A 19,070-nucleotide genomic window follows, 5' to 3' on the forward strand; every position below is an offset into this window, starting at 1 on the left:
CTGTGTGGTTTTGAAATTATCAATTAATAAAAATAGAAATAAACATGAAAAAAATTATTGCAAGTTTAGTTGTGTTATTTGCATTTGCAGCAGCAAACGCACAAGAAGGATTCCACAAAATTGGGGTAGGTGCCGAAGTTGCTTTGCCGATGGGCAATTTTGGAGACGGATTTTCTACAGGCTTCGGAGCCACCGGAAAAGTATTTTACGGAATCAGCGAGGACGGAGACATCACCGGAACAATTGGTTATCTGCATTTTGGAATGAAAAGCAGCGATTTCGTCAGTGGACACGTAGGAATGATTCCCCTGCAATTTGGATACCGTCATAATTTTAGCGGATTCTATGCCGAACCTCAATTGGGATTCATGTTTCTAAGCTCAAAAGCAGAACTCAAAGGAATGGGTGGGTTTTTTGGCGATGCTTCCGGCACTGCTTCCGAAACTAAATTTAGCTTGGGTATCGGCGGAGGATACGAATTTGGAAATTGGGATTTGGGACTGAGATATCAAATCGTAGATCAAGCCAACTTTGTGGCACTTCGTGCAGGCTACAATTTCTCTCTTTAAAAAATTTGAACAATGAAAACACAATTTTTCTCATATTTTAAAAACGCAGGAGTGCTGCTTTGCAGCGCACTCCTGCTATTTTCCTGCTCCAAAAATAACAATGACGATTCACCGGGAGGCAGTTTAGGAAACTCAACCCTGACAATGAAAGTCAACGGAGAAAACTGGAATTCCTTTCTCAGTACTCTTTTCACCGAAGAAGAAGGAAACAGCGAACAGGGAGATTTTCGGTACGTTTCTGTGGGCGGAAGCCGGATAATTGAAAAGAACAGTGCCACAGAAGATGATTTGGCAGAAACCATAACCTTATTTATCGCAATTCCGGAAAGTAAATTCAGAAATCCAAAAGGAACGTATCCCATTATTTTAAAAGATTTTCAGGTAGGATATGCATGGGGCATATTTGGCTCAAGTACAGACCTGCGGGATACCACAACGTATGTGTCGGGAGATGCAAACAATCCGGAGGAGCCGGTTGGGACCTTAGAAATAACCGGATTTAAAATCGGCGAGCAGACGGTTTTGGGACACCCAAGCGGAAAAGAAGGATATACGCAGCTGTCCGGTACTTTTCACTTAGACGTTTATCCGTTGGGAGGCGTTGGCGAAAGGCTAAAAATCACAGATGGCAAATTTAATATTTCCGCAGGTCTTGACTTTGGATTCTAAAAACTAAAACTATGAAACATAAAGGATCTTTTTTATGGACAATAGCACTATTAATTGCAACATGTCTTGCATCTTGTAGTCATAATGAAGAAAATAGCATTAATGAATATCAATATCAGACTTTGGAAAAATCAATCCCTGAATTGTCATTATTTATAAATTCTGAAGATGCCAAAGTTACTGCTATTAATTTTTTGAATTTAGATGAGGAAAAACCACAAATTAGCATAGAAGATATTGAAGAGCTTTTAACCGTTGAAAATGAACAAGAACAACCTATTTTATATGTTATAAATTTAAAAGAGGATAAAGGATTTACAGTTGTATCTGCTTCCACTGTCGAAACTCCAATATTAGCGTATGCTGATACAGGTAAATTTAATTTAGAAAATATAGAAGAACATGACGGCGTAAATGATTGGACAGCCAAGAAATTTGTAAAAATAGATTATTTAATCAATAATCCTCAGGAAATAGACACCGATGTGATTTATCAATGGGTTGCCTTAAACCCAGCCTTAGATACCCAAACAGTTGGTACTCCTAATGCAATGACTGTTCAGACTATTAGTCATTTTAATTATGGTCCTTGGTTAAGTACAACATGGGGACAAAGCTATTCAACAAATATAGTTGCTTATAATAACTATGTCAGATTTAACAATTGTCCTCAGGGTACTACGCCAACAGGTTGTGTGGCAGTAGCAATGGCTCAGATTATGAAGTTTCATAACAAACCAGCATTGACCAATACAATGCCTAATTATGTTAATAGTTCAAACTATACCACAACAGGAGCTGATAATATAGCTAAATTCATGCAAACTATAGGGCAGACTGTTAACATGAATTACTCTTGTAGTGCTTCAGGTGCTTCTTCCAATAATGCAGCAATAGCATTGTACTATTATTTTGGATATTCTGTTTCAGGAGTTTCAGATATCAATAAAAATACCATAGCAAATGAAATCCTAAACAGCAGACCTGTTTATTTGGACGGTTGTGCTGAAAGAAAAATAAAATCCACTCCTAAAAAAACAGGTCTTTTTAGATTTACAATAGGAAAAACAACTTATTCATATGATCGTTGCCATGCTTGGGTAGCAGATGGTTTGTCTGGTAAAATACTTAAAGTAAAATACTGGTTTATGACTAAATACATTGCTTTACCCGATTATATTTACATGAATTGGGGGTGGAGAGGAACTTATAACGGCTGGTACGATTATGACAACTGGGGAGATGAAATGCATGGAAATTATAGTCCTAACTACCAATATAAACAACACATGATATATAATATAAAACCAAGATAATTATGAAAAAAATATTTTTTTTCGCACTAGCTTTAATTTCTTTGTCTTCTTGTAATGACAAGGAAGCAGAGCAAACTATAGGAAGGGGAGATTGGACAACCATAAATATAAGTCAAGATGTTTTGTTTGTTGATAAGGATGGAACTCCTCTGTTTGATACAAATAATCCGAACTCTCCTTTTGATGAGCAATATTTTAGTCTAATAGCCACTGATAAAAATTGGGATCCTCTTTATTCAGACAAAGGAAATATGATGGCTGACATAGAAAACAATATTGAAGTCAGAATTTATGAAGACAAAAAATTTATTTTGAATTTTCAATTAGGGAATTTCCAAGGTGAAAAAGGAAATGAAGCTTCTTATTATTTATTTCGTTATAACAAAAATGAATATGACAAAATAATTGTTTATGGAAACATTATCCATGGAGAACTTCATTTAGACAAAATAGTTTATAACAGCGTTTTGTATAAATCCACACCGATTGAAGAAGTATTAAAAATAACCAAAAGTAAATAATAAAAATATTGCGTAAAGTCAAAAGGCTTTGTGCAATGAGGAGTTTGCCATGCTTTGCGATAGCTGGAAAGCAAGACAAACATAAGGCTTATAGCTAAAAACTGAGTTAAATATTAACATTCTTAAATCCGAAATTGTCCGAAAAGTCTAAAACACACAAAGTATATCATTCCGACGCAGGAGTAATCGCTAAAATACAATGATTTAAGATTCTTCACTTCATTACATTGCGTTCAGAATGACACTTTTCTGACAAGTTCTTGGAGTGAATAAAAAAACAATATCATGAAAGTACAATTTTCTCCATATTTTAAATACGCAGGAGTGCTCCTATGCAGTGCACTCCTGCTATTTGCCTGCTCCAAAGATGACGGACCGGGCAACAAACCAGACCCTGTGGATCCTATCAATCCGACAGAAGATGCACAACTGATGCTTGCTGCCTCAAAAACAGATATTGACGAAGGCGAAATAGTAACCTTTACCATAACCGCTGACGGCAAAACCATTGATGCCGATATTTACATAGACGACGAAAAACTAAGTGACACAACACATACTTTTGATACCGCAGGCGAATATGAGGTTGTAGCTAAAAAAGCAACGTATAAGGATAGCGAACCATTAAAGATTACCGTAAAAGCTCCGGCAAAAAAAGTAGCCAAACTCACTTTTAACAAAGTGAATACCGTCCCATACACGCCGGCATACGGAACAGGCCCCAGCAGGATGACCATGAGCAAAACGCACGTATATACGTTTAGCAGTACAACCAATAAATTTAAGCGATATAGCTTGACGAACGACACTTGGGAAGAACTTAACCACACCAATCAGCTTAATTTTGTAGGTGTTGAAGGAAAAATGCTGTATGTGGAAGAGGCGGTATTGGGTCAAGACCTCATTTTTTATTTAGCCAATAGAAAAATGCGCGCTTATTTTCCTAAAGAAACCGGAGGAGGAATACCATTCCGCGATACTTGGCGTGAAATTGACGTTGCTGACCAATACATTAGCGGAGAACGGGCTGCTGCCGTACACGGCAAATATTTATATTACGTTGGCAATTCGAGAAATGATGCACACGCCCAAAGTATAGACCGATACAATCCAGAAACGGATACATGGGAAACTCCGGCGCAATTGCCCGTAGCTGTCAATGGCGGTGCGCACGCAGCTATTTACAATAACAAAATGTATATATTGGGCGAAGTAAATCCTGCTTCCGGAGATCCTCGTCGTGTTTTTTATATTTATGACACGGAACAACTTACTGTTAAAGACGTTTCTCTTCCTGAAGGTATGCGCTCAAGTTCTATTGTTGGAAGACCTCCTCAACACTTGATAGCATTTGAAAATTATGTTTTATTTCTCGACTATTATAATTCCAACAACGTTTTTGTGTTTGATATTGCTGATAACCAGTGGTTGGAAAATCCGATTGAAAATCTATCCAATATGTTTGATAAAGCTCTTTACACTAATTTGATGTCGCCATCGGCAGATAAGTTATATGCAGCCGGTACAAAAGACGGCAATTTTATATTGTATGAATTAGAATTTACGGTAGTCGAAGAATAATTAAATTAAAAAAGCTATGGAAAATACTGAAAATTTAGAAAACAAAGCAGAAGTAACTTCTGATTCAGAACCCAACAAAACCATTGCTATCTTAGCTTATATTACACTTATAGGCTGGATAGTAGCAGTGGTTATGAACAACGAAAAGAAAGACGCTTTTGCAAGTTTCCACATCCGTCAAATGTTGGGAATTGGTTGTACATCTCTTGTATTAGCAGCTTTAAATGTAATTCCTATTTTAGGCTGGACAGCTTATGTCTTGGGAATGATTTCCCTGTCAATACTATGGTTTTCGGGTTTGATAAATGCTCTAACCGGAAAAGAAAAACCTGTTCCGCTATTGGGAATTAAATATCAAGAATGGTTTAAAGATGTGAAATTGTAATTAATGATTAATAATTAGTTACTCTGTCATGCCAAGTAATTAGAGATATCTAACAGCACAAAAATAAAAAAATGAAAAATATATTTTATACCCTTCTTATTGCGCTATTTATAGTTTCTTGCGGCAATAACGATAGCAGTCCAGAAAGCAATTCAGGAAACAGTTCAGAAAGCAATAAAACAGCTGTCTGTTTACAAAATTATAACTATCAATACGAAAAACTGCTAACCAAAGATGACATCGCCAAATACGTAACTATTGACGAAGCTTCGTACAAAATAAAAATCTCATCTATAACCGGAAAATATGGCTCGTGCAGCTATGAATGGTTAAGCGACCGACCAGATTTGGAAATAGAAATCTCGGGAGTAATAATAAAAGGTCCGGATAAAAATCGGGTAGTTATAAAGCAACTGGATTTTTATACCGATGAGCAGTTAAAGCTTTATAGTCAGGAATCAGCAATTGCCTTGTTTGACCAAAGTTATAAAAAATTAAGTCAACAGGAATACAACGAGCTTTTGGAAAATCTAAAAAAACAATACGCCGATAATCCAACCGAATATGAAAGAGCCAAAGGTTTTTTAGATGCTCGAATGAATTTAATCTATGAACCTGTAAATGACCTTGCCGATCGTGCTTATTGGAAGTGGAACGATACTTACGGTTTGGAGTTAGCTGTTTTATCGGGCGCTGCACACTTTACCATCGAAACTAAAGTTACAGCACAAGCCGACACTACACTCGATGCTGCCATAAACTTGGCAAAAGAAGTCTTGGCAAAATGCAATAATTAGTTAGTTTTTTTATGGGTAAAGCTTCCTTATAGTTTATAAAATTATGAGGGGGCTTTTCTTATTTTACATAAAATATAAAACTACCGCAAAAACTTATAAACAACTTATAAATCATTTTTATGAAACTTACATTTATTTTATTTGCTCTATTTTACAGTGCAATTGTATACACTCAGGATTTGACATCAACGCAAAATGATAGCCATATTATCAATCCTTCTATAGAAAATTTAGTAAAATTTAATCTTGTCCCGTTAGTTTGGGGGACGGGTTCGCTGTCTTACGAAAGAAAAATAGCAAACCAATGGGCAATAGGTGCTACTTTAAATTATCGTCCAAAAGGCAAAGCTCCGTTCAAAAGTACTTTGCAAAAAATATTTGAAAACGACACCTCAAATAAAAACCTGACTTTTGACGTTGACAAACTCAAATATTCTAACTTTTCGTTTGCTCCCGAAATAAAATTTTACTTTGGAAAAAAAGGAGCATTTAGCGGATTTTACATCGCTGCGTTTGCAAAAATTGAAACTACTAAAGTAGATTACGCCTATCGCTTTAACGAATTACTTTTATTGAACAAAGATCCCGATCTCCCTTTAAAAGGAAATATAAACGCATTTTCTGGTGGAATATATTGTGGAATACAGTGGAATATTGGTAAAAATTTTTATTTAGACTGGCAAATTATCGGCGGAAATTACGGTTTTGCAAACATTAACATCAGCTCCAACCGAAACTTAACACCTGACGAACAAATAGCATTAAATTATTTTGCAAAAGACCTGAAAGACAATTTTAAAAATATGGAATACGAAGTAAACGAGGACGGAATCAAAATTGATGGAAAAATGCCTTGGGCAGGATTGCGGACCGGGTTGAGTATAGCTTATAGTTTTTAAATACAAAAAAACTACTCAATACTTATTTTAAATTATATTTGAAAAATCATTCTTATATAATGTTAAATCTACTTTTTGAAAAAAACACAAAAATTATCATTATTATCAGTTCGATAATCATCACATTATGTTTACTTGCTATGAGATATTATTTTTTAAATTCAAATAAATACATCGTTTTATTACCTTTTGGTATTATACTCAATGTAATAATTATGCTAATAGAAAAAGGAATCCAAATAAACAAAACAACAAACGAATTTAGAATATACAAATCTTTGTTTGGTTTAAAATACGGAAAATGGAAACCATTGCCAAACATCTCTTATATTTCTGTTTTCAAGGCACAAAGAGTACAAAAAACCAATAGAGGGAAAGCTATGAATTATCGCTATTTCAATGTATATGAAATAAACCTATTTGATCACAACAATCATTGTACAACTTTATTTGAAACAGATATAGATTTATTCAAAGAAACTAAATCCGCTGCCGTCCAAATCAATCAATATTTAAACATTCCTCTTTTGGACGCAACAACAGTTCCTTATAAATGGATCTAAAAAACCATAAAAGAGAGAATTAATATAACTTTTACAATTAAACCTTTCTATTTTTGTACCTTTAAATTCAATAAAAGCCATTATTTGGCTTATGGTATAAAATTTATGACAAAAAAAATAAAAAACAAAAAGAAGAAAAACTTTGATTTTTCTGCCAAAATACTGAAAGTTATTTCTAAAAACACTCAAAAATCCTATAATTATAAACAAATAGCTGCTCAGCTTGAGATAACAGATACGCAAGGCAGAAACGAAATTATAAAAGAGTTAAAGCGGCTGCTTTCAGAGCAAAAAATAGAAGAAATCGAAACCGGAAAATACAGATTTGTACCAAATACAAATTATGTAGAAGGTCGCATTGATATGACCGGTCGTAAAACCGCTTATCTGGTAAGCGAAGAATTAGAAAACGATGTTTTTATTCCGACTAACAACCTTCATAAAGCACTGGATGGCGATTTGGTAAAAGCCTATATTTACAACAAGCGAAAAGGTAAAAAAGCAGAAGCAGAAGTAGTAGAAATTTTAGAGCGCCACAAAATACACTTTGTAGGAGTAGTTGATTTACAGAAAAACTTTGCTTTCGTCTCCACTGCCGATACCAAAATGTATACTGATATTTTTATCCCTAAAGACAAAATAGGAGAGGCACAAAACGGAGATGTAGTAGTAGCAGAAATAGAAGACTGGCCAGAAAAAGCAGATAGTCCGTTTGGAAAAGTAATAAAAATATTAGGCAAGCAAGGAGAACACAATACCGAAATTCACGCTATTTTAGCTGAATACGGTTTACCAAACGAATTTCCGATTGAAGTGGAAGCTTATACCAATAAATTGGATACATCCATCAGCCCCGAGGAAATTGCAAAGCGCAGAGATATGCGCGATGTTCTTACTTTTACAATTGATCCGAAAGACGCTAAAGATTTTGACGATGCATTATCCTTTCAGGTATTGGAGAACGGAAACTATGAAATAGGTATTCACATTGCCGATGTATCTCATTACGTACAAGAAGACACTGTTTTAGACGATGAAGCTTTTCACCGAAGCACTTCTGTTTATCTGGTGGATAGAACAATTCCGATGTTACCCGAAGTGTTGTCTAATTTTGCCTGCTCGCTGCGTCCAAATGAAGAAAAGTATACTTTTTCTGCTGTATTTGAACTCAACAACAAAGCTCAAATTACAAATCAATGGTTTGGAAGAACCGTCACTTATTCCGACCAACGAATGGCTTATGAAGAAGCCCAATATGTTATTGAGACTAAAGACCGTATCATTCCTGATGAAATTTCAATTACCGGAAAGTCTCAGGAAATTACAGAAGAAATTGCAGAAGCTATTTTAAAATTAAATGACTTAGCTAAAATTATGCGCTCGAAACGGATGCAGGAAGGAGCCATTTCATTTGATAAAATCGAAGTAAAATTCAACTTAAATGAAAACGACGAACCTATTGGCGTGTTTTTTAAGCAATCTAAAGATGCCAATCATCTGATTGAAGAATTTATGCTTTTAGCCAACAGAAAAGTTTCAGAATTTATTGGCAAGCAAAAAAAGACATTTGTTTACCGCATTCACGATGAACCGGATGAAGACAAGCTATTTGGTTTGCAAGCGATTATTTCTAAATTCGGACATTCGTTAAACTTTAAATCATCAAAAAGCATTTCCCAGTCACTGAATACCCTTTTAAAAGATGTTCAAGGTAAAAAAGAACAAAATCTGGTGGATACACTCGCAATCCGAAGCATGAGTAAAGCTTCGTATTCTACACACAACATCGGACATTATGGTTTGGCATTTGATTATTATTCACATTTTACTTCACCTATACGTCGTTATCCGGATGTTATGGCACACCGATTGCTTCAACATTATCTGGACGGAGGAAAATCTGTAAATGAAGAAGAATTTGAAAAAAAATGCCAGCATTGTTCATCTATGGAAAGCTTGGCAACCAGTGCCGAACGAGACAGTATAAAATACATGCAGGTAAAATACATGCAAAATCAAAAAGGCAAAGAGTTTGTAGGAGTAATTTCCGGAGTTACAGAATGGGGAATTTATGTTGAAATTGTAGAAAATAAATGTGAAGGAATGGTGCGAATCCGTGAAATAAAAGATGATTATTACGTTTTTGACGAAAAACAATATGCTTTAGTCGGCCAAACAACACATAATCTCCTTCAATTAGGCGATGAAGTCATCATTACTGTAAAAAATGCTGATTTAGTAAAAAAACAGTTAGATTTTAACTATATACGAAAAATAGATTAGTATGAAAAAGATAATTATTTTATTGACAATTGGGATTATACAGTTAGGATTTTCTCAAAGCAAAAAAGAAATTGAAGTAGGCGATTTTTCAAAATTAAGTGTTTATGACAAGATTGAAGTAACCTTAGTATCTTCCGACAATAACAAAGTAGAAATAACCGGAAATGATATAGACAATGTAAGTGTAGTTAATAAAAACGGTTCTTTAAAAATAAAAATGAACCTTGTAAACAGCTTTCAGGGCGATAATGTCAAAGCTACTTTATACTATAAAAAGTTAGACCAAATTACGGCCGAAAGTGGTTCTTCCATCAAAGGAAGTGATCGTATTAAGACAGTTTCTTTAGACGTTAACGCTAAAAACGGTTCAACAATAAACCTCATAGTTGATTCTGAACGCTTAAACGTAAAAGCAGGATCTGGTTCTATAGCTCAAATATCGGGGAAAGCAAGTGTACAGGATGTTTTGTCAAATTCAGGTGCTAAAGTGCAAAACAAAGACTTATTGTCAAATCAAACGGATGTAACGGTAAATGCAGGCGGACAAGCAGAAGTAAACGCCGCAGAACTGGTAAATGCAAAAACCAGAGCAGGAGGGGAGATAATAATATATGGCTCACCTAAAAAAATTAATGAAAAAAGCATTGCCGGAGGAATAATCAAACAGGCAAATAAATAAAATAGAACATCACAGAGTACTTTTGCCATAAAAAGCTGTAAATTGCCAAAATTTACATCGAAAGCTTATTGCTTATGAGTAAAAATTCTGCTTTTTAATGAGTATAATGATGGACGATTTTATTACAGGTATATCATTGGGGTTTTTTCTGAGCTTTATGATTGGACCTGTTTTTTTTATTCTGATAGAAACAAGTATTACCAAAGGATTCAGAGCCGCTCTTGCCTTTGATTTTGGTGTAGTTTTGGCAGATGCTTTATTTTTTGCCATTGCCTTTTTCAGCAGTTTTCGTCTTATTAACACAATTAAAGACGATCCTGCTCTTTTTATTTTCGGAGGAATACTCATGATGACTTATGGCGTAATTTCATACGTTAAATTAAAAAGAGTACAAATTGACACTTTGCAACTGGCATCGCCAAATTTAAAAAGAGATTATCTCAATTTATTTGCCAAAGGTTTTTTGTTGAACTTTATCAATGTGGGAGTGCTCGGCTTTTGGCTGGCAATTATAATCACATTAGGTCCGACTATGGATATGGACACCAATCGGATGTTTACATTTTTTGCATTCACTATTTCAGCCTATTTTGTAACAGATATTTTTAAAATACTGCTAGCAAAACAACTGCGTAAAAAGCTTACCCCACATAATATTCTTAAAATAAAAAAAATAAGTTCAGTTTTACTTATCATTTTTGGAATGGTCATTATGGTTAAAGCTTTTTTGCCAGAATCTGGGAGTAATATTAAAATTCCTCTTACACAACAAATAGAAAAGAAATAAACATATCCAGAAAAGAACAAACAAGGCGTTACAATTGTAACGCCTTGTTTGTTTATAAAACAAAAAAAGGATAGTTTTCTATCCTTTTTTGCGAGGCATCGAGCGGATTCGAACCGCTGTAGACGGTTTTGCAGACCGCTTCCTAGCCACTCGGACACGATGCCGTTTTCCTTTATTGGAATGCAAACATAGGAATTATTATTTAAATATAAAAACAGTTTTAAAGTGTTTTTTTATTGCTCCTTTTTTAAAAATTATCTAATCCCGTACATTTCAATTGTTACAGATTCTACATCTCCACCAATTGGAGGATTTATTTTAGAAACAGCTACTTTTACTTCTTCCACTAAATTTATTTCAATCAATATCCTATCAATAATACGCTGACAAACACTTTCTAACAACTTTGACCTTTTGTCCATTTCTTCTTTTACAATCTTATTCAGATGAACATAATCAATCGTATCAGCTAATTCATCTGACACCGCCGATGTGGTAAAATTTCCTCTTGCTTCCAAATCTACTCTGTAATCAGATCCTATTTTTGCCTCTTCATCCATACAACCGTGAAAAGAAAACGTTCTTATATTGTTTAACCTTATAATTCCCATAATTTTTTTGTAGGTTTAAAGGGTATAAAATTAATAATTACGCTGACATTTTTGCTTTCTTATTTCAAAAATTCATCGCATTATCCGTTTTTTAATACCTTTGTAGTTATAATATTTATATCCATGTCAACAAAAGAAAAATCATTAAATTTTATTGAACAAATTATCGAAGAGGATTTAAAAAACGGCTTATCACAAGAAAAGCTTCATTTCCGTTTTCCTCCTGAACCTAATGGATATTTACACATAGGTCACGCGAGTTCTATTTGTTTAAATTTTGGATTGGGATTAAAATACAATGCGCCTGTTAATTTGCGTTTTGACGATACCAACCCGTCAAAAGAAGAACAAGAATTTGTTGACGCGATCAAAAATGACGTGTCCTGGCTGGGTTATGAATGGGCTAATGAAGTATATGCATCTGATTATTTTCAGCAGTTATATGAATGGGCAATTCAGATGATTAAAAGTGATAAAGCTTATGTGGATAGTCAAACATCCGAAGAAATAGCCATACAGAAAGGAACACCGACTGCACCCGGAACAAATAGCCCGTATAGAAACCGAACCGTTGAAGAAAATTTAGAGCTGTTTGAGCGAATGAAAAACGGAGAGTTTGAAGAAGGTACACATATTTTAAGAGCTAAAATAGACATGGCTCACAAAAATATGTTGATGCGGGATCCGATTATGTATCGTATCATTAATAAAGAACACCACAGAACAAAAAATCAATGGCATATTTACCCGATGTACGACTGGGCCCATGGAGAAAGTGATTATCTGGAAAGCATTTCGCATTCATTTTGCACACTCGAATTTTTGCCGCACAGAGAGCTTTACGATTGGTTTTTAGATCAGATTGTAGAAAACGATAAAATACGCCCAAAACAACGTGAATTTGCCCGTAGAAATCTATCCCATACCGTAGTTAGCAAACGTAAACTCGCCCGATTAGTTTCTGAAGGTCACGTAACTGGTTGGGATGATCCTCGCATGTCTACTATTTCTGGATTGAGAAGAAGAGGGTACACGCCTGCCTCTATCCGAAATTATGCAGACACTATCGGTATTGCCAAACGCGAAAACCTAATTGATGTTTCTTTACTTGAGTTTTGTATTCGTGAAGATCTGAATAAAGTTGCACCTCGCGTAATGGCTGTTTTAGATCCGGTAAAATTAATTATCACTAATTATCCGCAAGGACAGCAAGAATGGCTGGATGCTGAAAACAACCCGGAAGAAGAAATAATGACTTACAGAAAAGTTCCCTTTTCAAAAGAATTATACATTGAAAGAGAAGATTTTAAAGAGGAAGCGAACAGCAAATTCTTCCGCTTGACTTTAGGCAAAGAAGTACGCCTTAAAAATGCATATATCATTAAAGGGGAGAGCGTAATTAAAGATGAACAAGGGAATATTACTGAGATTCATGCAACATATGATCCTGAAAGCAGAAGCGGAAGCGGAACAGAAGCGAGCAAGCGAAAAGTAAAAGGAACGATTCACTGGGTATCTATACCTCATGCTATAGAAGCCGAAATCCGAATATATGACCGTTTGTTTACAGATGAAAATCCCGACGGAAATAAAGAGGTTGATTTTTTAGAATTTGTCAATCCTGCTTCACTTGAAATTGTAAAAGGATATCTAGAGCCAAGTCTCAAAAATAGCCAAGAAGGGGATAAATTCCAATTCCAAAGACTCGGTTACTTTTGCGTAGATAAAGACAGCAGAGAAGGAGCTCTTATCTTTAATAAAACGGTAGGTTTAAGAGATACATGGGCAAAGATTGATCAAAAATAAATTTCCCTATTTTTTCACAAAAAGACATTTTAACTCCTCATTAACAGTTAAAATGTCTTTTTTTTTATAATTTTAGACATATAACTTTAAAAAAATTAATGCTATGTCAAATCATTTAGGAAACACATTAGCTGCATTAGTAGTAGGTGCAGCCATCGGAGTTGGAGCAGGAATTCTATTCGCTCCCGATGAAGGAAAAAAAACTCGTAAAAAAATTAAAAAATCATTTGATCAATCCAGAGATGATTTATCGGACAAAATTGACGATTTAAAAAATCAGGTTCGACATGTTGTTGAAAGAAAAAAACACGATTTAGAAGATAGTATAGATCATTTCGTTTCTACTGCAGGAAAAAAGAGAGATGAAGTTATTACAGCTTTAGAAAAAAAACTAGCTGAATTAAAAAAAGAAACCGAAAAAGTAGCGGCAAACGCTAAAAAGTAACTTTATACCAGTAGGTAATGGCATACAAGGATATTAAAAGAGATTTTAGCGATATAAAAGAAAACTCTAAAGAGTTTTTCGACTCCAGTTTACAATACTACCGCTTATTAAGTTTTAAGATAAGTGCTAAAGCTGCTAGTGTTTTTATGACACTTATCTTATTAGCTTTATTTTTAATGATGACTCTTTTATTTTTATCACTGTCTGCTGCTTTTGCTATAGGAAGCGCTTTAGAAAGTACTCAGCTAGGTTTTTTAATTATAGGAGGAGTATATATTTTAGCTACTCTGATTGCTTACTTCTGCCGTAAATCTATTGTAGAAAAACCAGTTATAAAAAAACTGTCTGAAATTATTTTTAACGACTAAAATAAAGATCTTATGAGAAAAAGCTATTCTTCTTTTGAAGAAATTAATGGAGATTTGCAGATTTTAAAGGTTAAACGCGAATTACATTATCAGAAGATTCTTAGTTCTGCAGACGATTTGAAAGAAGGACTATCGCCTGAGAGAATCATTAAAAATACTTTTAGTTTACTAATAGGTCAGGTAAGAAATTCGGGAGGGCTACAAGCTCTTCTAATAACATCAATACTAAAATACTTTTTTAATCGAAAAAAGTCGAATAATAAATAATCCATTAATTTTATAAAAAAGATGGGGCTGTCTTAAGTTGTAAGACAGCCCCATCTTTTTTACATTTCCTGATCTTTTTTATTATCTTTTCTTTTTTTAGCTTCATTATCTCTTTTAAAAGCTTCATCCGTTTCTTTTAGCTTACTTGTTGCTGCAAATGATGTTATCATACTGCTGAGCATTTCCGTTGCTGCAGAAGGTGCGTTTGGAAGTAATATCAGATTAGATCTGGAATCGGATCCTACTGCCTGTAAAGTATCGTAATGCTGGGTTACTACAATTAAAGCTGAAGCTTCCTGTGAATTAATTCCTACTTTATTTAATATATCTACACTTTCAACCAATCCTTGCGCAATTTCTCTTCTTTGATCTGCAATTCCTTGTCCCTGTAATCTTTTTGATTCAGCTTCAGCTCTTGCTTTTGCTACAATTCGGATTCTGCTGGCTTCAGCCTCGTATTCAGCAGCTACTTTTTCCCGATCAGCCGCATTAATACGGTTCATGGCATTTTTTACTTGAATATCCGGGTCAATATCAGTTATAAGTGTATTTATAATGTCGTATCCATAAGTTGTCATTGCTTCATTCAGCTCTCGTTTTACAGCTACAGCAATATTATCTTTTCGCTCAAATACGTCATCTAAAATCAATTTAGGCACTTCAGCACGTACAACGTCAAAAACATAAGATGTAATCTGATCATGCGGATATTCCAACTTGTAAAAAGCATCGTAAACTTTTTCAGGGATTACCTTAAACTGAACAGAAACTTTTAGCTTAACAAAAACATTATCTTTCGTTTTTGTTTCAATTATCACGTCTAATTGTTGAATTTTGAGGTTAACAACTCCAGCTATGCGATCCACAAAAGGTATTTTGAGCTGAAGACCTGAATGTCTGATACTGTTAAACTTTCCGAATCGCTGAACAATAGCTGCCGATTGCTGTTTCACAGTAAAAAATGCTAAGAAGAGCAATACAACAGCAACAAAAATGATAATGTAAAGAGGCATAATATTTTTAATTTACCGATTAAGCATATAAAATAACAAAAAAAATATTAGATTTTAAATTATTCATTAATATTTAAAATTATAAAGATATATTCATTAATAAAAAATCTCCCCGTTGGGAGATTTTAATTTATTTTTCCAGCGTTAATGTAATATCTGCCAATGGCAATAATGCTAAAAGACTTTCATCAACATCCGGAAGCAAGATAGGAACCAATGGCGCAAATTGAGCGCCATTTGCTTTAATAATCAGTTCATTATCTGTATTACTTACAATAGTTGCCGTAAAATTATTATTCAAAACATTAAAATTCAAAGTAGTACCTTGAATATTCCAATCAGCACCTGATGTTGTTAATGTACAATCGTCTGCATGAATACCTAGTTCTACTTTTAAATCATTTTTAAATTCTAAAAAATCTTTATCACAGGTTGCTTTGTGCGGATAACTTTCGTTTGCTACTTCGGTTCCCATAGCAGTTACTAAAATATTTTGAGGTATCCACTTACCAACTACTTTACTATCTGTTTTTGGAGCAGTAACAGTAATTTTCACAACGTTACTGTTGTTAAATCCTTGTTTTTTAGCAACTACGTTAAACTCTCCTTCTGTATAAAAAACATGGGGATTAGCAATTTTATCAGAACCAATATATAATTCTGTATCAGATTCTGTTTGTCCGTCAACAGTAACTTCAAAACTAACAGAATCTCCAACCGAAATTGAAGTTTTATCAGCCTTTAAAGAAAGTGGTTTTGCAACAGAAATATCTGAAACAACTTTAATTGTTATTGAATTACTATCAATAAATCCTTGTTTTTTAGCAACTACTTTAAATTCTCCTTCTGTATCAAAAACATATGGATTGGTAATTTTATTGGAACCAATATATAATTCCGCTTCAGATTCTGCTTTGCCGTCTACAGTAACAGTAAAATTAACAGATTCTCCAACTTTAGCTTCTGATATATCGGATTTTAATAAAAGCTTTGATTCCTGTGACCCAGAAGAATCATCATTACTACACGAAGTAATTAAAGCAGTTAATCCAATAGCTACAAATAATAATAATTTTTTCATAAAAAAAGTTTTAGTTAATTGTCAAATATACAATTAAAACTTTATTATAATGAAAACTACCTTATAGCATTAACTGCTTTTTTAATTCGAGAAAGTGTTTCCGCTTTTCCAATTAGTTCCATGATTTGAAATAAATCCGGACCTTTCAATTCTCCAACCACACATACGCGCAGCGGTTGCATTACTTTCCCCATTCCGATGCATTGTTCATGAATCCAATCTTTCACTTCTTTTTCAATCACAGTTGATTCAAAGCTAGTTATTCCCTCAATTACTTGAGCCACTTGCTGCATTAATCCAGCTGTATCCTCTTTCCAGTTCTTTAATGCTTTTGGATCATACGTTGCTGGTGCTTGGAAAAAGAAATCACTCAATTCAAAGAAATCTGAAACGAAGGTTGCACGTTCTTTGATTAAAGCTACTACTTGTTCTACATAAGAATCCGCAGCCTGAATTCCTTTTTCTTTTAAGATTACTTGGAACTCTTGGGCTAGATTGGCGTCTTTTTGCTGTTTTAAATAGTGCTGGTTAAACCATTTGTTCTTTTCTGGATCAAACTTCGCCCCTGCTTTATGCACGCGTCCTAAGTCAAATTTTGCTACTAACTCTTCTAAAGAGAAAATTTCCTGATCTGTACCATCATTCCACCCCAACAAAGCTAAAAAGTTAAGCACCGTTTCTGGATAGAATCCTTTTTCGCGATACCCTGATGATTTCTCACCAGAAATAGGGTCTTGCCAATCCAATGGAAATACTGGGAATCCCAATTTATCTCCATCGCGTTTAGACAATTTACCGTTTCCTACTGGTTTTAAGATTAACGGCAAGTGAGCAAATTTAGGAGCTTCCCATCCGAATGCTTTGTATAGCAATTCATGTAATGGAAGAGAAGGCAACCATTCTTCTCCGCGAATCACGTGTGACGTTTCCATTAAATGGTCATCTACAATATTTGCTAAGTGATAGGTTGGCATACCATCACTCTTAAATAATACTTTATCGTCTAATAAATTTGTTTCAAACTTAATATCACCACGGATAAGATCATTCAACAACAAGGTTTCACCTACCGGTGTCTTGAAGCGAATTACATAAGGTACATCTGAAGCAATTAATTGGTCTACTTCTTCTTTTGACAAGTTTAAAGACGTTTTTAATTGTTCTCTGTTGCTGTGATTATAGATAAACGTTTGCCCAGCTTCTTCTGCTTTTTTGCGCAATTCGTCTAATTCTTCTGCTGTATCAAACGCATAATACGCCCATCCTGTTTGAATCAACTGGTCTGCGTATTGCTGGTATAAGGCTTTGCGTTCACTTTGTCTGTAAGGTCCAAACTTTTCGTTTTTTCCCATCGTTTCATCAGGAGAAATACCCAACCATTCCAATGCTTCTAAAATATAGGCTTCTGCTCCAGGAACAAATCTATTTTGATCTGTATCCTCGATTCTCACATAGAAAACACCGTTATTCTGTTTAGCAAATAAATAATTAAATAATGCTGTTCTAACACCACCAATGTGTAAAGGTCCTGTAGGACTAGGTGCAAAACGCACGCGAACTTGATTAGCCATTTTGATTTATTATATTTTTACAAAGATACTATTTAAGTACATTTATGTATCTTTTAAAAAACAAATAATACTGTGAACAGAACTATATTTAAAAGCTAATTCATTTATAATCAAAGGCTTTTATCTGTATAAAATTATTTGTTAATACTCACATTTAAAACTTTATATATCAGATAATTGACTATAAACTAATTTTGTTAATAAATAAGTAAACATTTCAATAACTATTTTTTGTTTTTTCGTAAAAAATTACAATACAATAATTAAAAATTGGTTTACAAATTTTATTTCAAAAAAGTATTGGAACTTTATTTAACTACTTAAGCAAACTTATCAACAGATATTGACATCTATACTTATCAATATTTACATGTAGATAACTATAATTTTAAAGTGAATAACTTTAATCAATAAATTGGTAATATGAATTTTACAAATTACAAACCTGTTGATAATATTTAATAACTATACTAGTGAGATTTATTTTAAAAAGTTATTGATGATATTAACAGACTATATAAGATTAGAATTAATTTCATTTTTTTTAAAAGATTCTATTCTATTATTAATAATTGTTGAAAAGGTTAATAAGTAAACTTTGTTTAAAATATACCCGTTGTGCATTTTAAATAATACACACTTTTAAGTTATTGATATTCCTATTGAAATATTCTTTGTTGATGAATTGTACAACTGTTAACGCCGTTATTTTAGCTAATAATCTGGTTTTGAAACCTTCAAATGTCTTGGCGTAATTACGTCTCATCATAAATTGGTCGCACAATTGCGAGAACAAGGTTTCAATTCTCTTTCGTTGTTTTTTGAACAAATAAAATTGTGGTTTATAATCCTTTTGATT

21 protein-coding genes and 1 tRNA gene are annotated in these 19,070 nt (G+C 33.9%); 16 read left to right on the top strand and 6 right to left on the bottom strand.

Features of this window, described 5'->3' with window-relative positions; genetic code table 11:
• Nucleotides 1–44 precede the first annotated feature (44 nt).
• The 12 genes from C8P70_RS06860 to C8P70_RS06915 all read left to right on the top strand — a co-directional run bounded on the left by C8P70_RS06860 (nucleotide 45) and on the right by C8P70_RS06915 (nucleotide 11,049).
• Complete coding sequence (locus tag C8P70_RS06860) at nucleotides 45–569, top strand: outer membrane beta-barrel protein (RefSeq protein WP_133712602.1); 525 nt, start codon at nucleotides 45–47, stop codon at nucleotides 567–569.
• 12 nt (nucleotides 570–581) lie between these two features.
• The gene (locus C8P70_RS06865; RefSeq protein ID WP_133712603.1) at nucleotides 582–1,238 is read left to right on the top strand and encodes a hypothetical protein; all 657 of its coding nucleotides are present in this window, start codon (nucleotides 582–584) and stop codon (nucleotides 1,236–1,238) included.
• An 11-nt stretch (nucleotides 1,239–1,249) separates the two neighbouring features.
• Nucleotides 1,250–2,554 carry a C10 family peptidase gene (locus tag C8P70_RS06870; RefSeq protein WP_133712604.1) on the top strand — a complete coding sequence of 435 codons (1,305 nt, stop codon included), beginning with the start codon at nucleotides 1,250–1,252 and terminating at the stop codon, nucleotides 2,552–2,554.
• 2 nt (nucleotides 2,555–2,556) lie between these two features.
• Nucleotides 2,557–3,075 (top strand): membrane lipoprotein lipid attachment site-containing protein, encoded by a 519-nt coding sequence (locus C8P70_RS06875; protein WP_133712605.1) that lies wholly within the window; start codon nucleotides 2,557–2,559, stop codon nucleotides 3,073–3,075.
• A gap of 285 nt (nucleotides 3,076–3,360) precedes the next feature.
• Nucleotides 3,361–4,656: a Kelch repeat-containing protein gene (locus C8P70_RS06880; RefSeq protein WP_133712606.1), complete on the top strand. Its 1,296-nt coding sequence runs from the start codon at nucleotides 3,361–3,363 to the stop codon at nucleotides 4,654–4,656.
• A gap of 16 nt (nucleotides 4,657–4,672) precedes the next feature.
• Nucleotides 4,673–5,041 carry a DUF4870 domain-containing protein gene (locus tag C8P70_RS06885; RefSeq protein WP_133712607.1) on the top strand — a complete coding sequence of 123 codons (369 nt, stop codon included), beginning with the start codon at nucleotides 4,673–4,675 and terminating at the stop codon, nucleotides 5,039–5,041.
• Between the two features lie 71 nt (nucleotides 5,042–5,112).
• On the top strand, nucleotides 5,113–5,838 hold the full coding sequence (locus C8P70_RS06890; RefSeq protein ID WP_133712608.1) for a hypothetical protein: 726 nt from the start codon (nucleotides 5,113–5,115) through the stop codon (nucleotides 5,836–5,838).
• A 119-nt stretch (nucleotides 5,839–5,957) separates the two neighbouring features.
• Nucleotides 5,958–6,737 carry a DUF3575 domain-containing protein gene (locus C8P70_RS06895; RefSeq protein WP_133712609.1) on the top strand — a complete coding sequence of 260 codons (780 nt, stop codon included), beginning with the start codon at nucleotides 5,958–5,960 and terminating at the stop codon, nucleotides 6,735–6,737.
• 215 nt (nucleotides 6,738–6,952) lie between these two features.
• On the top strand, nucleotides 6,953–7,300 hold the full coding sequence (locus C8P70_RS06900) for a hypothetical protein (RefSeq protein WP_133712610.1): 348 nt from the start codon (nucleotides 6,953–6,955) through the stop codon (nucleotides 7,298–7,300).
• Between the two features lie 105 nt (nucleotides 7,301–7,405).
• Nucleotides 7,406–9,583 (top strand): ribonuclease R, encoded by a 2,178-nt coding sequence (rnr, locus tag C8P70_RS06905; RefSeq protein ID WP_133712611.1) that lies wholly within the window; start codon nucleotides 7,406–7,408, stop codon nucleotides 9,581–9,583.
• A gap of 1 nt (nucleotide 9,584) precedes the next feature.
• Nucleotides 9,585–10,262 carry a head GIN domain-containing protein gene (locus C8P70_RS06910; protein WP_133712612.1) on the top strand — a complete coding sequence of 226 codons (678 nt, stop codon included), beginning with the start codon at nucleotides 9,585–9,587 and terminating at the stop codon, nucleotides 10,260–10,262.
• Between the two features lie 106 nt (nucleotides 10,263–10,368).
• Nucleotides 10,369–11,049 (top strand): LysE family translocator, encoded by a 681-nt coding sequence (locus C8P70_RS06915; protein ID WP_133712623.1) that lies wholly within the window; start codon nucleotides 10,369–10,371, stop codon nucleotides 11,047–11,049.
• 93 nt (nucleotides 11,050–11,142) lie between these two features.
• On the opposite strand, the gene C8P70_RS06920 is transcribed toward C8P70_RS06915, so the two are convergent.
• Nucleotides 11,143–11,213: transfer RNA gene (locus C8P70_RS06920), tRNA-Cys, on the bottom strand.
• Between the two features lie 90 nt (nucleotides 11,214–11,303).
• Entirely contained in the window at nucleotides 11,304–11,660 is a 357-nt protein-coding gene (folB, locus tag C8P70_RS06925) for a dihydroneopterin aldolase (protein WP_133712613.1), read from the bottom strand.
• Between the two features lie 123 nt (nucleotides 11,661–11,783).
• On the opposite strand from folB, the gene C8P70_RS06930 reads away from it, so the two are divergent.
• The 4 genes from C8P70_RS06930 (at nucleotide 11,784) to C8P70_RS06945 (ending at nucleotide 14,546) form a co-directional block, all read left to right on the top strand.
• Entirely contained in the window at nucleotides 11,784–13,466 is a 1,683-nt protein-coding gene (locus C8P70_RS06930) for a glutamine--tRNA ligase/YqeY domain fusion protein (RefSeq protein WP_133712614.1), read from the top strand.
• 103 nt (nucleotides 13,467–13,569) lie between these two features.
• Complete coding sequence (locus C8P70_RS06935; protein ID WP_133712615.1) at nucleotides 13,570–13,911, top strand: YtxH domain-containing protein; 342 nt, start codon at nucleotides 13,570–13,572, stop codon at nucleotides 13,909–13,911.
• A 17-nt stretch (nucleotides 13,912–13,928) separates the two neighbouring features.
• Nucleotides 13,929–14,279: a hypothetical protein gene (locus C8P70_RS06940; RefSeq protein WP_133712616.1), complete on the top strand. Its 351-nt coding sequence runs from the start codon at nucleotides 13,929–13,931 to the stop codon at nucleotides 14,277–14,279.
• Between the two features lie 12 nt (nucleotides 14,280–14,291).
• On the top strand, nucleotides 14,292–14,546 hold the full coding sequence (locus C8P70_RS06945) for a DUF6327 family protein (protein ID WP_133712617.1): 255 nt from the start codon (nucleotides 14,292–14,294) through the stop codon (nucleotides 14,544–14,546).
• 59 nt (nucleotides 14,547–14,605) lie between these two features.
• Here the strand turns inward: C8P70_RS06945 and C8P70_RS06950 are convergent, their stop codons facing one another.
• The 4 genes from C8P70_RS06950 to C8P70_RS06965 form a co-directional block, all read right to left on the bottom strand.
• Nucleotides 14,606–15,559, bottom strand: coding sequence for an SPFH domain-containing protein (locus tag C8P70_RS06950; protein ID WP_394346292.1), 954 nt, complete (start codon nucleotides 15,557–15,559; stop codon nucleotides 14,606–14,608).
• Between the two features lie 130 nt (nucleotides 15,560–15,689).
• The gene (locus tag C8P70_RS06955) at nucleotides 15,690–16,640 is read right to left on the bottom strand and encodes a hypothetical protein (protein ID WP_133712619.1); all 951 of its coding nucleotides are present in this window, start codon (nucleotides 16,638–16,640) and stop codon (nucleotides 15,690–15,692) included.
• Between the two features lie 56 nt (nucleotides 16,641–16,696).
• On the bottom strand, nucleotides 16,697–18,211 hold the full coding sequence (gene gltX, locus C8P70_RS06960) for a glutamate--tRNA ligase (protein ID WP_133712620.1): 1,515 nt from the start codon (nucleotides 18,209–18,211) through the stop codon (nucleotides 16,697–16,699).
• A gap of 625 nt (nucleotides 18,212–18,836) precedes the next feature.
• Nucleotides 18,837–19,070, bottom strand: a 234-nt coding sequence (locus C8P70_RS06965; protein ID WP_166666184.1) for a transposase, incomplete at its 5' end; no start/stop codon positions are given.

The organism is Myroides indicus (assembly GCF_004364575.1).
GTDB classification, from domain to species: domain Bacteria; phylum Bacteroidota; class Bacteroidia; order Flavobacteriales; family Flavobacteriaceae; genus Flavobacterium; species Flavobacterium indicum_A.